Here is a 13,615-nt window from a genome sequence, read left to right as displayed (position 1 = left end):
CGATTCTATGACCAGCGCGACGGGCCCCCGCGCGTCGCGTCGCGGGCATCGGCGAGGCGCTCGAGGAGGGTGGCGACATCGTCGGGGCTGCGCACGCGGTGCGCCGCGAGCGACCTGCCCTGACCGACCTTCACGCCGAGGTCGTCGGTCTCGAGCGCCGCGAACGCGTCTTCGTCGGTCACGTCATCGCCGACGTAGACGACCGCGCTGGCGCCGGAGTGCTGCCGAAGTCGGGTGAGGGCCTCCCCCTTGTCGCTCGGGCGAACCGAGAACTCCAGCACGTTCTTGCCGCTGCGCACCGTGAGCTCTGGGATCTCGGCCTCGACGCGCGCCCGCGCCACGCGCTGGAGCTCCGTCGCCGCATCGGAGGCGACCTTGCGGGTGTGCAACGCGAGGCCCGCCGGCTTCCGTTCCACCCACGCTCCCTCGGTGCCCGATGCGATCTCCTCGATCACCTTCGTGAGGTGGTCGAGCGCTGCGAGCTCCGCGTCGCGGAGGTCGATCGTGACGGCACCGGTGTCGAGCTGGAGCTCCACGCCGTGCGAGCCGCTGAGCAAGGCTCCGGGCGGCGGATCGGCGACCTCGCGGAGACTCTCGAGCGCACGACCGGAGACGATCGCGACACGGGTGTCGTCGATCGCGGCCAGACGCGTGATCGCGGCGCGGGCGCGGCTCGTCGCCCGCGCGTCTTCGGGCCGGTCGACGAGCGGAGCGAGGGTGCCGTCGAAGTCGAGCGCCACGAGCAGCCGGTCGGTCTCCGCCAGGCGCACCATCGCGGCTTCCAGCCCGTCGGGTACCCCCGAGGCGATGATGCCCGCGCCGGTGAGCGTCTTCAGGAAGGTCGACGACCATTTCGCCACGTCGTTCTCGCGTACCCGCTTGCGGAGCGCCCGCATGCGACGGGTGCGCTCCTTGCGCGGCATGTGCGCCGCCTCGACCATCGCGTCCTTCAGACCCTCGATGTCGTGCGGGTTCACGAGGATCGCCTGGCGCAGTTCATCGGATGCCCCGGCGAACTCGCTGAGCACGAGCACGCCGTCGGCGTCGAAGCTGCACGCCACGAACTCCTTGGCGACGAGGTTCATTCCGTCGCGGAGCGCCGTCACGAGCATCACATCGGCGGCGAGGTAGAGCGCGACCATCTCCTCCCGCGGGTAACCGTGGTGCAGGTAGGCGATCGCCTGGTGGCCGAGCGTCGAGTGATCGCCGTTCAGACGCCCCACCATCAGCTCGATCTCGTCGCGAAGTTGCCGGTACGTCTCGACGCGCTCGCGCGACGGGCTCGCGACCTGCACGAGCGTGACATCCTCGACGTCGAGGCGGCCGTCGCGCAGCAGCTCGCCGAAGGCCTTCAGACGATGCCTGATGCCCTTCGTGTAGTCGAGGCGATCGACGCCGAGCATGATCGTCCCGGGGTTGCCGAGGCTCTCGCGGATCTCGTCGGCGCGCGCCTGCACGTCGGGTCGCCTCGCGAGCTCCTCGAAACCGGCGGAGTCGATCGAGATCGGGAACTGGCGGGCGACGACGCGTCGCACCTCGCCGTCTTCGCCGGGCACCTCGATGACGCTGCCCCGCGTCGCGTGGCCGAAGAGCCGGCGCACGGCGCGCGTGAAGTTGCCCGCGTCTGCCGCGCGCTGGAAGCCGATGACGTCGGCGCCGAGCAGTCCGTCGAGCACCTGGCGTCGCCATGGCAGCTGCGAATAGAGACCGTATGCCGGAAACGGGATGTGATTGAAGAAGCCGATCACGAGGTCGGGACGCTTCTCACGGAGCATGCGCGGCACGAGCTGCAACTGGTAGTCCTGCACCCACACGACCGCGCCGGGTGACGCCGCGCGAGCCGCGGCCTCTGCGAAGCGGCGGTTCACCCGCACGTAGGCATCCCACCATTCCCGGTGGTACGACGGCGACGCGATGACGTCGTGGTAGAGCGGCCAGAGCGTGTCATTGGAGAAGCCCTCGTAGTACTCCTCGAGCTCCGACTCCGACAGCGGAACCGGGATGATGCTGATGCCGTCATGCTCGAACGGGTCGAACTCGCGGTCGGCGACCCCGGCCCAGCCGACCCATGCGCCGTCGGCGGCTCGCATGACCGGTTCGAGGGCGGTGACGAGGCCACCCGGCGAACTCTTCCAGATCGTCTCACCGTCGGGCCCACGCTGGTAGTCGACCGGCAACCGGTTCGAGACGACGATCATGTCGTAGGCGGCATCGACGTAGAGATCGTCGCGTTTCGGTTCAGGGGCGTTCATGTGGCGGATGTCCCTTCTCGCGCTCGATTCAGGCTAACAGCCGGGCTGCGCACGGGTCAGCCGAGCGCGGCCGCCGCGAATCCGATCGAGCGGATGCCGCGGCGCCGGCCGACCACGAGGGCCGTGCCGAGCACGCCCACGAGGCCGAAGACGACGAGCACGCCCGCCGCCATCGCGACCGCTCCCCCGGATGCACCCGCCACGATCAGCTGCATGCCCTGCACCGCCCAGGTGAGCGGCAGGAACGGGCTGATGGCCTGGTACGGCCCGCTCAGCACTTCGACCGGATAGAGCCCGCCGGACGCGGTGAGCTGGAGCGCGACGAGCACGAGCGAGATGAGCAGGCCGGCCCGGCCGAGCCAGACCGTCAGGAAGGCGTGCAACGCGGTGAACACGAGGGCGAGCAACGCCGCGAACGCGAGGGTCTGCGGCAACAGGCTCCACGCGACGTCCATGACGCCGTGCAACAGCAGCACGACCGCGACGGCCTGCGCGAGCGCGATGAGGCCGGCCCGCGCAAGCGTGCGCCAGACGAGCCCTCCGGTCGAGGCGGTGGAGCGCAGCGCTTCGCGCCCGAACGGCCGGAACACCAGGAAGAGCGCGAGAGCGCCGAGCCACAGGCCGACCGGTACGAACAGCATGCCGATGACGTCGCCGACGCCGTCGATCTCGTGGTCGCGAGTCGCGGCCGCCGTGACCGGTTCGGCGATCACGTCGGCGGTCTTCGAAGCATCGATGTCGGTGAGCGCGGCGGCGCTCTCGGCACCCGAGGCGAGTCCCGAAGCGAGCGTGTCGGCGCCGCCCGCGAGTTGCGTGGCGCCGCTCGCGGCATCCGCTGCACCGCCCTGCAGCGCACCGAGGCCGCCCGCGAGTTCGTCGAGCCCCGAGGCGAGTCCGGTCGCCCCGTCGCGGATGCCGGCGGAGCCCGCCGCCAGTTGTGCGGCACCCGTTGCGGACTGCGAGATGCCGCCCTGCACGCCGGTGACGGCCGCCGTCGTTCCCGCTGCGAGGGCGTTGCCCTGCTGCGTGAAGCCCTGCAGCATCCCCTCGCCCTGCTGCAGTGCCGCGATGGCCTCGTCGATGCCCGGTTGCAGTTCGGGGTTGGTCTCCGCGAGCTTCTGCAGTTCGGCGATGAGCGGTGTGATGCCCGAGTTGATCTGGTCGACGACGCCGTTGATGCCGCCGACGTAGCCGGTCACGCCCTCGGCGACCGGCGTGAGACCTGCAGCACCCTGTTCGAGGGCCGCAAGTCCACCGGCCATTCCCTCGACGCCCTGCGTGTACTGCGTGACACCGGCGGCGTACTGGTGTGCGCCGCTCGCAGCCTCCGCTGCGCCGCTCGTCGCGGAGGCGACCCCGCTCGAGAGGGTGGTGAGACCGCCCGCGAGCGAGCCGGCGCCGCTGGAGAGCTGCGTCGCGCCATCGGCGGCATCGCCGAGCGCGCCGCCCATGGTCGCGAGGTTCGTGTAGAGGCCTTCGAGGTACTGCGCGGTCAGCTCGCGGCCGAAGGTCGCCGACATGGCGTCGCCGACCGACTGCGCGACCGATCCGGCGAGGTAGCCGTGGGCGTCGTCGGTGCGGATGTCGAGATCGGCCTGTGTGGGTTCGGCACCCGAGAGCGAGGTCACCGACTCCGAGAAGTCGGCAGGGATCGTGAGTACGGCGTAGGCGTCGCCCGACGCGAGAAGATCGGCGGCCTCTTCGTCGTTCGAGATCGTCCACTGGAACCCGGAGGTCTCCGGGTCGGTGAGTTCGGTCACGAGGAGACGGCCGGCGAGCACGGACTGATCGGTGCCGTCGGGCAGCGTCATCGTCACCATCTCGTCGTTGTTCACGACGACGGCGGGGATCTGCTCGAGGTTGTCGCCGCCGCCCCCGACCGCACCCGAGACGAGTCCGGCGACGGCGAGGGGCACGGCGACGACCGCGGCGAGCAGCGCGCCGTAGCGCACGCGGCGCTGGGCAGGAGTCGAGCCGAACAGTCGGGAGAGTCGGGTGCTCATCGGAGGGCCTCCTGAATACGCGAGACGGGTTCGAGGGTGCGGATGCCGCGTGCGGCGAGTTCCGGCGACGCGCCGGGCGGCAGGGCGGAGGTGCCGAGGCCGACGATCACCGTCACCTGTGCGGGCACGAGCGCGGCGAGCGCGTGCCAGAGCTCGCCGGTCGCCGCGCCGGGATCATCGTCGAGGTCGACGACGATGGCCTTCGGCCGTTCGGCGAGCGCCGCCGCGACGGCGACGAGCGTGCGAGCCTCGACGCCGAGTGCGGAGAGCGGAGTCTCGGCGGTGAACCGCGGTCCGTCAGGACCGTTGCCGGTCGCTGCGGCCGCACGCTCGGTCCAGCTGCGAACGAGTGAACGGGCCGGCGCGATGCGGTACCAGGGGCGGGTGGCATCGAGTCGGGCGGCGATCAGCTCGCCGACCGTGCCGCCCGGTGCGGCGGCCGCTGCGACCTCTGCGATGGCGACACCGCGCATGATCGCGCCGGCGCCCGAGGGCAGCGGCGAGCCGAGCACGGCGAGACGGCCCCCGACCGGCGCGAGTCTGCCCGCGAGCGTCGCGGAGACGACACGGCGATCGACGGCGTCGCCCTGCACGACGAGCACGCCGCCCACCGGCACCTCGACGGTCAGTGGGCCGATGGGTCGCTCGGGCAGGCCGAAGACCGCCGCCTCCGCGTTCACGGCGGCCGGCCGCGACGCGGCCCACTCCTCCTGTTCGAGGTGGGTGCGAAGGCCCTCACCCTCGATGTCGACGTTCGGCAGCACGCGCGCGAGCCATTTCGGCAGCCACCACGCGGCGTTGCCCGCGAGGGCCATCGCGGCGGGCACGAGCGTCATGCGCACGAGGAAGGCGTCGAAGGCGACGCCCACGGCGAGCGCGAAGGCGATGCCCTTGATCACGCCCGCACCCTCGGGCACGAAGGCGAAGAAGACGAAGAACATGATGAGCGCCGCGGCGGTGACGACGCGTGCGGCGTGCTGGAAGCCGTGCACGACGGACCTCCGCGCGTCACCGGTCTTCACGAACTCCTCGCGCATGCCCGAGACGAGGAACACCTGGTAGTCCATGGCGAGTCCGAACAGCACCGCCATGAGCAGGATCGGCAGGAAGCTGAGGATCGGGCCGGGCTCGACGTGCAACAGCTCGGCGAACCAGCCCCACTGGAAGATCGCGACGGTGACGCCGATCGCGCCGAACGCCGACAGCAGGAAGCCGAGGGCGGCCTTGATCGGCACGAACACCGAGCGGAACACCATGGCGAGGAGCACGATCGAGAGCCCGACGACGATGAGCGCGAACGGGATCAGCGCGTCGGCCAACCGGTTCGAGATGTCGATCGCGACCGCCGTGTAGCCGGTGACGGCGATGGGCGTGCCGTAGTCGGCGGCGATCGAGGGTTCGAGCTCGCGGATGTTCTCGACGAGCACCTTCGTCGCCGGGGCATCCGGTGCACTCTCGGGGATGACCTGGATGATCGCGGTGTCGGCCGTCGGGTTCGGCAGCCCCTGGCCGACGAACGCGACGTCGTCGAGCTGATCGATGCGGGCACCGATGGCGTCGAGATCGTCGAGGATGTCGGTGGTCTGGGTGATGTCGACGGTCACGATGAGCGGGCCGTTGTAGCCGGGGCCGAATCCGTTCTCGATCATCTCGTAGGCCCCGCGCTGGCTCGAGCCCTCGGTGCCCGAGCCGTTCGGCAGGTTGAGGTCGAGGCTGAGGGCGGGCACCGCGGCGGTGCCGAGCACGCCGACGACGACCACCACGAAGACGACCGGGGCCTTCAGCACGAGGTCGACCCAGCGGCGGCCCATCGTGCGCTTGCCGCTGTCGTCGTCGGCGTTCGCCCGGCGGTGGGCCCGACTGCCGGGTTTCGGCACGAGCCTCCGCCCGAACACGCCGAGCAGGGCGGGCAGCAGGGTGACCGCCCCGGCAACGGCGATGAGCACGGCCAACGCTGCGCCGACGCCCATCACGCTGAGGAACGGGATACCCACGACGAGCAGGCCGAGCAGCGCGATGATCACCGTGAGGCCGGCGAACACGACCGCTCCGCCCGCGGTCGCGACGGCCTCGGCCGCCGACTCCTCGGGGTCCAGGCCGCGAGCGAGCTGGTTGCGATGCCTGGAGAGGATGAAGAGCGCGTAGTCGATGCCGACGGCGAGGCCGATCATGACGGCGAGCATGGGCGCGGTCGATGACACCGTGGTGAACGCCGCGACGATCGAGATGCCGCCGAAGGCCGCGCCGACGCCGACGAGGGCGGTCAGCAGCGGCATGCCGGCCGCGAGGAGCGAGCCGAAGGTGATGATGAGCACCACGGCGGCGAAGAGCACGCCGAACACCTCGGTGACGGTGAGGCCGAAGCTCGTCTCCTGGAAGACGTCGCCTCCGAAGGCGACGGTGAGGCCCGCGTCACGGCCGACGTCGCCGGTCGCGGTCACGGCGTCGAGCGTGTCCGCCGTGACATCCGTCACCTGGCCGTCGAACTGGATCTGGATGTAGGCGGTGCGTCGGTCGCCCGAGATCTGGTCGCCCGCGTACTCGTCGAAGGGGCCGAGCACGCTCGCAACGCCGTCGAGTTGCTCGATCTCGGCCTCCATCGCCTCGATCGCCCCTCGCGCCGAGCCCGCCTCGACGGCCTCGCCGTCGGGCGCTTCGACGACGGCCTTGGCTGAGGCCCCCGCCGTCTCGGGGAAGACCGCTGCGAGCTGGTCGATCGCCGTCTGCGACTCGGTGCCGGGGATGGCGAAGGAATCCTGCAGCTGACCGCCGAGGCCGAGACCGACACCGAGGAGCGCGCCGAGGGCGAGCACCCAGGCGACGATGACGTACCAGGCACGGCGGAACGCGAAGCGACCGATGCGGTGGAGGAGGAGTGCCATGTGGCGCCTATCTGGTCGTGCGGCCGTCGGCCGTCAGCAGGAGTTCGGAGAGGACGGAGACGAGCCCGGCGCGAAGGTCGTCGTCGTTCTGCTTCTGGTCGTCGTCGAGGAACATGGCACCGGCCACGAGCATGTAGGTCGCACCCGCCAGCGCGACGCCGAAGCGCATCTGCTCGGCGGTCGTGGCGTCGCCATTGCTGACCGATCCGGCGAGGCCGCGGATGGCGGTCGTCGCGCGTTCGATCACCGGCAGCCCGCGCAGCGACTGGCCCTGGTTCACGAACGTGTGCACCGCGAGCCGGTTGCCGAGCAGGAAGTCGACGAAGCGCTCGATGAAGACCGCTCGCGCCGCCGACGAGCGTCCGCCCGCGACGAAGTCGCCGAGCAGCGCCTCGAGCCGGTCGATCGCCGGGTCGATCGCAGCCTCGAGCAGCGCCTCCTTCGAGGCGAAGTGGTAGAGCACGCTCGACTTCGAGTAGCCCGCGCGGTCGGCGATCTGCTGCAACGAGCTCGCAGCGAAGCCGACGGTCGAGAACTGTTCGAGCGCGACCTGGCGGAGTTCGTCGCTTGCGCGCACACGAGAGGGGGCGGATTCGTCGGACGGCATGTACTCACGGTAGTTGACCGATCGGTCAGATTCTGCACGATCGGTCAGATTCACGGATGCCTCACAGCCACGGCGGAGGGCACGATAGCGTTGCCCCATGCGCAAGTACCTCTTCAGTGGAGCCGTCATCAGCGCCGTCATCAGCGGCTTCGCCGTCGTGAAGACCACCGCATCGGGCCCCCGTGACTGGCGCCTCGCGCTCATGTGGGTGTCGTGGGCCGCGAGCCTCGCGATCGCGATCGGCACGGTGGCCGAGGAGTCGAAGCAGGACGAACTCTCCGAATAGCGCCTTCGAGCCGTCGCTGCGCGGCGTGTCACCCGGAATACGCGTCGCCGTGCCCGAAACTGGGACGAACGACCCGCAGACGATCCGACGAGAGGGGCCACCGATGTTCCGCCGCTGGCGCCGTGCACGACTTGCCGCCCAGGCCTCCGCCCATGTAGCCGCGCCGACCCCGCACCCTTCTGCGGCAGACCTTCGCGGCGAGCACATCTTCGAACTGCTGAACTCTCGGCTGTCGGAATTCATCGGTCCCGGCGGTGGGTGGTCGCTCGTGCGCAAGTCCGACGGCGACACCGACCGCATCTTCCATGCGATGCTCACGCACCAGATCGCAGCAGAGCTCACCCGCGCGATCCTCGACGAACGCGACTCCGTCGCCGTCGTCGTGCCCGCCGGCGAAGAGACCCTCGCGCTCGGGTGGGAGCCGGCGCCGCTCATCGTCTGGGCCGATCCGGTCGAGACGTCGGCACCGATCGACGACGCAGCCGACACAGATACGCACGTCGAAGCATCCGTCGAGGTCGAGGCCGCCGCGCTGCCAACGATCGGCGCGGCCACGGCCGTCGACGTACGAGCGGCCTGAGCCGCGGTTCTCCAAAATCGAGCGGTCATTCTTGTATCGCCAGCCGAGCCCGCGCCCCGTCGCGCCTCGTAGCGTGATCTTCGGGCAATCGCCCGCACGCCACGAGAGGGAACCCGATGAGCTCCGCCCGCAGCACCACCCCCCGCGACTCCGAGACCGGTGACGTCACCGCCGCACCGCGCCGAAGCACCGCTCGCGACCTCGCGCAGATCGCCGTCTTCGCCGCCCTCATCGCTGCCCTCACCCTGCCGGGTCAGATTCCGCTCGGATTCGGCGTGCCGATCACCCTGCAGACCCTCGGCGTGATGCTCGCGGGAGCCATCCTCGGCGCCCGAAGGGGAACACTCGCGGTGACGGTCTACGTGGCACTCGGCCTTGCCGGGCTGCCCATCCTCGCCGGCGGCGCCGCGGGCCTCGGCATCCTCGCAGGCCCGACCGGCGGCTTCCTCGTCGGCTTCATCCCCGGTGTGTTCGTGATCGGCTGGCTCGTCGAGCGTTTCGCTCCGAAGCCGCCGTTCTGGGCGATCGCGGCCGCGAGCCTCGTCGGCGGCGTGCTCGTCGTCTATCTCGTCGGCATTCCGTGGTTCGCCGTCGTCACGGGCATGCCCGTCGGCGCGGCGATCGGCGTGATGTCGCCGTTCCTCATCGGCGATGTCGCGAAGGCCGTGGTCACCGCGGCCGTCGCCACCGGTGTGCACCGCGCCTGGCCAGGACTCCTCACGCCGCGCGCATGGCCCTGGCAGCGCCGCGAGGACTCGCCCGCAGCATGACCGAGGTCGTCTTCGATCACGTGACGCACCGCTACGACGGCGAGGCGGTGCTGAGCGACGTCTCACTCCGGCTCACCGAGCGGCGCATCGGCGTGGTCGGGGCGAACGGTTCGGGCAAGTCGACGCTCGCCCGCCTCGTCAACGGACTGGTCGCACCGACCGCCGGGCGGGTGACGGTCGACGACCTCGACGTCGCGCGCCACGGCCGCGAGGTGCGCCGCCGGGTCGGTTTCGTCTTCACGAACCCCGACCACCAGATCGTCATGCCAACGGTGCGCGAAGACATCGCGTTCTCGCTGCGCCGGCTCCGTCTGCATGCAGCGGATGCCGCGGCTCGAGTCGACGCCGCACTCGACCGGTTCGGCCTCACCGAGCTGTCCGACCGCCCGGCACACCGCCTGTCGGGCGGGCAGAAACAGCTGCTCGCCCTCGCGGCGGTGCTCGTCATGCGGCCGGCCGTCGTCGTCGCCGACGAACCGACGACGCTCCTCGATGCCCGGAATGCCGAGCTCGTCGAACGACACTTCGCCCAGCTCGATGAGCAGCTCATCGTCGTCACGCATCGGCTCGAAGCGGTCGAGTCGTTCGACCGTGTGCTCGTCGTCGAGGGCGGCCGCATCGTCGCCGACGACGTGCCGTCGGTCGCGCTCGACGCCTATCGGGCACTCATCTCGTGATCGGCGCCTACGTCGCGGGCGACTCACTGCTGCACCGCACGCCCGCCGGGGTCAAGCTCGGTCTGCTCGCGGCATCCGTCGTCGTGATCGCACTGCTGCCGGCCTGGTGGATGCTCGCGATCGCCCTGTCCGTGGTGCTCTCCGGCTTCGCCGTCGCGCGGATCCCGCCGCGAGTCGCGGCCCGTCAGCTCGTGCCGGTGCTCTGGATCCTCGCCATCGCGGCGCCGCTCAACGCGCTGTTCTCGGGGTGGGAATCGGCGCTCGTCATGTCGATGCGCCTCGCTGGGTGCGTCGCGCTCGCCGCGCTCGTGACACTCACCACCCAGGTCTCGGCCATTCTCGACGCCGCGCAGCGAGGGCTGCGGCCGCTCGCCCCGCGCATCGATGCCGACCGTGTGGGCATCGTGCTCGCGATGACGATCCGAGCGGTGCCGCTCCTCGCCGAGATCGTGCGTGCGGTGCTCGAGGCGCGCAAGGCGCGCGGTGCCGAGGCCTCCCTGCGCGCCGTCGCGGTGCCGGTCGTCGTGCGCGCACTGCAGACGGCCGACGCCATGGGCGAGGCGCTCGTCGCGCGCGGCTTCGACGACTGACCGGTTGCCCGGCGATGAGGCGCGACGTGAAAAAGCCCCGAACCCGGCGAGAGGTTCGAGGCTTTCCGTGCACCCCCTGGGACTTGAACCCAGAACCCACTGATTAAGAGTCAGTTGCTCTGCCGATTGAGCTAGAGGTGCGTGATTCCGGATGTCGCTGACAACCCCGAACCGAGAGACAACGCTACCAGCACACCGGCCTCTCGCGCCAATCGAACGCACCGGCAGCCCCTCGCACCTCGCTAGGCTGGACAGGTGCCCGTCGACCTCTCCGAAGACCTGAGCCTCGCCCTCGAACTCGCCGATCTCGCCGACGCCGTCTCGCTCGGGCGATTCCGGGCGATCGACCTCGACGTGCAGACGAAGCCCGACCGCACCCCCGTCACCGAGGCCGATCTCGCAGTGGAGCGAACGATCCGCGACCGGCTGGCCACGTCTCGGCCCGGCGATGGCATCCTCGGCGAGGAGTTCGGCACCGAAGGCGACACGGCACGCCAGTGGATCATCGACCCGATCGACGGCACCGCGAACTTCCTGCGCGGCGTTCCGGTCTGGGGCACCCTCATCGCGCTGGCCGTCGACGGCGTGCCCGTCGTCGGCGTGGCCTCCTCCCCCGCGATGGGTCGTCGCTGGTGGGCGGCACGCGGGCACGGCGCGTGGACGAGCGCGTCTGCGGGCGAGCTCGGCGTCGTCAGCGACGAGCAGATGGCTGATGCCGCATCCGCTCGAGTTCCCGGGGCACGCCGCCTGCGGGTCTCCGGCGTCGACTCCCTCGCCGATGCCTCGCTGAGTTTCCAGAGCCTCGCGCAGTGGCGCGACGCCGGCCGCCTCGACCACCTGCTCGCCCTCTGCGAACGCGTCTGGCGCGACCGGGCCTACGGCGACCTGTGGTCGTACACGCTCCTCGCCGAGGGGCTCATCGACATCACCGGTGAATTCGACGTGCAGCCGTACGACCTCGCAGCCCTCATCCCGATCGTCGAAGAGGCCGGCGGGCGCTTCAGCTCGATCGCCGGCGAGCCCGGCCCGTGGCACGGCAGTGCGCTCGCGACGAACGGCCGGCTCCACGACGAGGTGCTCGCCGCGCTCAGCGAGGGGGCATAGACGATGGCCGCTCCCGCGAGCACTGCAACGCGCCGCACGCTCATGCGCGCCCTCACCTGCCTCGCCGCGGCCGCGGTCGTCATCCCGCTCTCCGGTTGCGGCGTGGTCCGCGATCTCGTCGGCGGCTCGGCGTCGCAGCCCGCACGAGACGAGACCACCCAGGAGTTCATCGAGCAGGGTGACGCCGACGTCTTCGCCCTCATGGTCGGCGACTGCATGAACGAGGTGAGCGAGGAGCTCGTCTCCGAGGTGCCCGTCGTGCCGTGCGACCAGCCCCACGATGAAGAGGTGTACTTCGACCTCACCCTCGACGGCGACGAGTTCCCGGGCGAGGAGGCCGTCCAGACCCGGGCCGACGAGGCCTGCCTCGCACAGTTCGAGCCGTTCGTCGGCCTCGCCTACGACTCGTCGACGCTCGGCTTCTACGCGTACCGCCCGTCGCAGGAGAGCTGGGAACGGGCGGAGGACCGCGTCGTCTCGTGCGTGATCTACGACCCCGCCGGCAAGGTCACCGGCACGCTGGCCGGGTCGGCCCGCTGAAACGAACGGATGCCGCGCGGCGCGCCATCAGGCTTCGCCACGCGGCATCCTCGGCCACACTGTGCGACAACGACCATTGGTGGAGATGGGGGGAATTGAACCCCCGTCCATCGCTGTGATTCCACGCCTTCTCCGGGCGCAGCCTGTGCAAGCGTTCTGCTCGGCCCCGACCTTTGCCACAGGCGCCTAGGTCGACGGGCCCAGCCTGAATGAAGTCCCGCGTGTCGCTCAGGCGACCACACGCAGCAAGTTCCCTAGATGACGCCAGCTACCGGGGCGGGAACGGACCCGCGGGCTGACGGACTATCGGGCTCGCTTATGCAGCGAGGGCGAAGTCAGTGCGCTTTGAATTGGCACTTGTTGTTTTCCAGAGATCGTTTACGAGATAACCCTGGATCCTCGGCCCGCTTCTCGTGGGTTCGCAGACGATGTCGAAACCGATCATCCCCATGAATCGCCGTGACCGTCGCCCAGTCGGAACTGAACGGGGCCTGGCGGGCCGTTGTCGCACTGTGGAGTTTCCAAACACGGGTCGGAACCCGAACCGAGCGCCTCCGTCGAAACTTCGGGTGCCCGGCCTTACAGTCTAGAACAGGCGCGACCGCTCCGCCATTCCCGAGCGGAATCACTTGGAGGCCGATGTGACCACCACCATCACAGTTCGCGGCACGGCCGAACAACGCATCGCACCCGAGCTCGGCGCCGTCGCGCTGACGGTGAGCGGCTCCGGCGCGGAACGCGACGCCACGCTCGCACGCACGTCGAGAGCGCACGAAGAGCTGCTCGCGGCGGTGCGCGAGCTCGAGGCATCCGGTGTGCTCGACACGTGGTCTGCCGGCCAACTGCGTGTCTTCTCCCACCGCCCATGGAACAACGAGGGCAAGCAACTGCCCGTCGTGCACCAGACGAGCGCCGACGTCGAGGTCGTCTTCACCGACCTCGGCCGACTCGGCGACTGGGTGAGCACGGTCTCGCTGGGCGAGTCCATCGGCATCATCGGCATCGACTGGCGGCTGACGGATGCCACGCGAAAGCGCACCCAGGCGACCGCCCAGCGCGAGGCCGTCGCCGACGCGGTGGCGAAGGCCGCCGTGTACGCGGCAGCGCTCGGACTCGGCACGCCGGCACCCGCCGAGCTCGCCGACACCGGCCTGCTCACGGTTCAGCCCGTCGCCCGCGGCGGCCCCGGTGGGGTGCTCTCCGCCGTGCGCATGTCGGCCGACATCTCAGGCGGTGGCGGGGCGCCGTCGCAGTTCACTCCTGCGCTGCTCGTGATCGAGGCATCCGTCGAGGCGAGGTTCACCGCCGACCCGCGGTAGCCGAC

12 protein-coding genes, 1 tRNA gene and 1 other RNA gene are annotated in these 13,615 nt (G+C 70.4%); 8 read left to right on the top strand and 6 right to left on the bottom strand.

Going from position 1 to position 13,615, the window contains the following annotated elements; genetic code table 11:
- Positions 1-5 precede the first annotated feature (5 nt).
- The 4 genes from FHG54_RS07980 to FHG54_RS07965 are packed head-to-tail and all read right to left on the bottom strand — an operon-like array spanning position 6 to position 7,744.
- Positions 6-2,252: a bifunctional alpha,alpha-trehalose-phosphate synthase (UDP-forming)/trehalose-phosphatase gene (locus FHG54_RS07980; RefSeq protein ID WP_198169710.1), complete on the bottom strand. Its 2,247-nt coding sequence runs from the start codon at positions 2,250-2,252 to the stop codon at positions 6-8.
- A gap of 56 nt (positions 2,253-2,308) precedes the next feature.
- Complete coding sequence (locus FHG54_RS07975; protein WP_139416801.1) at positions 2,309-4,255, bottom strand: YhgE/Pip family protein; 1,947 nt, start codon at positions 4,253-4,255, stop codon at positions 2,309-2,311.
- Entirely contained in the window at positions 4,252-7,137 is a 2,886-nt protein-coding gene (locus tag FHG54_RS07970; protein ID WP_198169711.1) for an MMPL family transporter, read from the bottom strand. Before FHG54_RS07970 ends, FHG54_RS07975 begins: the two co-directional genes overlap by 4 nt.
- Before the next feature lie 7 nt (positions 7,138-7,144).
- Complete coding sequence (locus FHG54_RS07965; protein WP_139416800.1) at positions 7,145-7,744, bottom strand: TetR/AcrR family transcriptional regulator; 600 nt, start codon at positions 7,742-7,744, stop codon at positions 7,145-7,147.
- Between the two features lie 97 nt (positions 7,745-7,841).
- Here FHG54_RS07965 and FHG54_RS07960 point away from each other — a divergent pair, with 97 nt between their 5' ends.
- The 5 genes from FHG54_RS07960 (at position 7,842) to FHG54_RS07940 (ending at position 10,647) form a co-directional block, all read left to right on the top strand.
- Positions 7,842-8,030, top strand: coding sequence for a hypothetical protein (locus FHG54_RS07960; protein WP_139416799.1), 189 nt, complete (start codon positions 7,842-7,844; stop codon positions 8,028-8,030).
- A gap of 103 nt (positions 8,031-8,133) precedes the next feature.
- Positions 8,134-8,610 (top strand): hypothetical protein, encoded by a 477-nt coding sequence (locus FHG54_RS07955; protein ID WP_139416798.1) that lies wholly within the window; start codon positions 8,134-8,136, stop codon positions 8,608-8,610.
- Positions 8,611-8,726: 116 nt separating this feature from the next.
- The gene (locus FHG54_RS07950; RefSeq protein WP_139416797.1) at positions 8,727-9,380 is read left to right on the top strand and encodes a biotin transporter BioY; all 654 of its coding nucleotides are present in this window, start codon (positions 8,727-8,729) and stop codon (positions 9,378-9,380) included.
- On the top strand, positions 9,341-10,057 hold the full coding sequence (locus tag FHG54_RS07945; protein WP_233437905.1) for an energy-coupling factor ABC transporter ATP-binding protein: 717 nt from the start codon (positions 9,341-9,343) through the stop codon (positions 10,055-10,057). The genes FHG54_RS07950 and FHG54_RS07945 overlap by 40 nt, the downstream gene beginning before the upstream one ends.
- Positions 10,054-10,647 (top strand): energy-coupling factor transporter transmembrane component T family protein, encoded by a 594-nt coding sequence (locus FHG54_RS07940; protein ID WP_139416795.1) that lies wholly within the window; start codon positions 10,054-10,056, stop codon positions 10,645-10,647. The genes FHG54_RS07945 and FHG54_RS07940 overlap by 4 nt, the downstream gene beginning before the upstream one ends.
- Positions 10,648-10,715: 68 nt before the next feature.
- Here FHG54_RS07940 and FHG54_RS07935 read toward each other — a convergent pair.
- Positions 10,716-10,788 (bottom strand) — tRNA-Lys (locus FHG54_RS07935).
- A gap of 114 nt (positions 10,789-10,902) precedes the next feature.
- Between FHG54_RS07935 and FHG54_RS07930 the strand changes: the two genes are divergently transcribed.
- On the top strand, positions 10,903-11,751 hold the full coding sequence (locus tag FHG54_RS07930; protein ID WP_139416794.1) for an inositol monophosphatase family protein: 849 nt from the start codon (positions 10,903-10,905) through the stop codon (positions 11,749-11,751).
- 3 nt (positions 11,752-11,754) lie between these two features.
- The gene (locus tag FHG54_RS07925; protein ID WP_139416793.1) at positions 11,755-12,291 is read left to right on the top strand and encodes a septum formation family protein; all 537 of its coding nucleotides are present in this window, start codon (positions 11,755-11,757) and stop codon (positions 12,289-12,291) included.
- A 77-nt stretch (positions 12,292-12,368) separates the two neighbouring features.
- On the opposite strand, the gene ssrA is transcribed toward FHG54_RS07925, so the two are convergent.
- Positions 12,369-12,740: a transfer-messenger RNA gene (ssrA, locus tag FHG54_RS07920) on the bottom strand.
- Between the two features lie 192 nt (positions 12,741-12,932).
- Between ssrA and FHG54_RS07915 the strand changes: the two genes are divergently transcribed.
- The gene (locus tag FHG54_RS07915; RefSeq protein WP_168197145.1) at positions 12,933-13,610 is read left to right on the top strand and encodes an SIMPL domain-containing protein; all 678 of its coding nucleotides are present in this window, start codon (positions 12,933-12,935) and stop codon (positions 13,608-13,610) included.
- The last annotated feature ends 5 nt before the right edge of the window (positions 13,611-13,615 follow it).

It is taken from the genome of Agromyces laixinhei (assembly GCF_006337065.1).
Taxonomy (GTDB): Bacteria; Actinomycetota; Actinomycetes; order Actinomycetales; family Microbacteriaceae; genus Agromyces; species Agromyces laixinhei.
This window is presented reverse-complemented; position numbering and strand designations above follow the sequence as displayed.

What these genes read in the sequence shown, in the direction of transcription:
- FHG54_RS07965 (WP_139416800.1), bottom strand. Translation starts at nt 7,744, where the DNA reads ATGCCGTCCGACGAATCCGCCCCCTCTCGTGTGCGCGCAAGCGACGAA.
- FHG54_RS07970 (WP_198169711.1), bottom strand. Translation starts at nt 7,137, where the DNA reads ATGGCACTCCTCCTCCACCGCATCGGTCGCTTCGCGTTCCGCCGTGCC.
- FHG54_RS07955 (WP_139416798.1), top strand. Translation starts at nt 8,134, where the DNA reads ATGTTCCGCCGCTGGCGCCGTGCACGACTTGCCGCCCAGGCCTCCGCC.
- FHG54_RS07925 (WP_139416793.1), top strand. Translation starts at nt 11,755, where the DNA reads ATGGCCGCTCCCGCGAGCACTGCAACGCGCCGCACGCTCATGCGCGCC.
- FHG54_RS07950 (WP_139416797.1), top strand. Translation starts at nt 8,727, where the DNA reads ATGAGCTCCGCCCGCAGCACCACCCCCCGCGACTCCGAGACCGGTGAC.
- FHG54_RS07945 (WP_233437905.1), top strand. Translation starts at nt 9,341, where the DNA reads ATGGCCCTGGCAGCGCCGCGAGGACTCGCCCGCAGCATGACCGAGGTC.
- FHG54_RS07960 (WP_139416799.1), top strand. Translation starts at nt 7,842, where the DNA reads ATGCGCAAGTACCTCTTCAGTGGAGCCGTCATCAGCGCCGTCATCAGC.
- FHG54_RS07980 (WP_198169710.1), bottom strand. Translation starts at nt 2,252, where the DNA reads ATGAACGCCCCTGAACCGAAACGCGACGATCTCTACGTCGATGCCGCC.
- FHG54_RS07975 (WP_139416801.1), bottom strand. Translation starts at nt 4,255, where the DNA reads ATGAGCACCCGACTCTCCCGACTGTTCGGCTCGACTCCTGCCCAGCGC.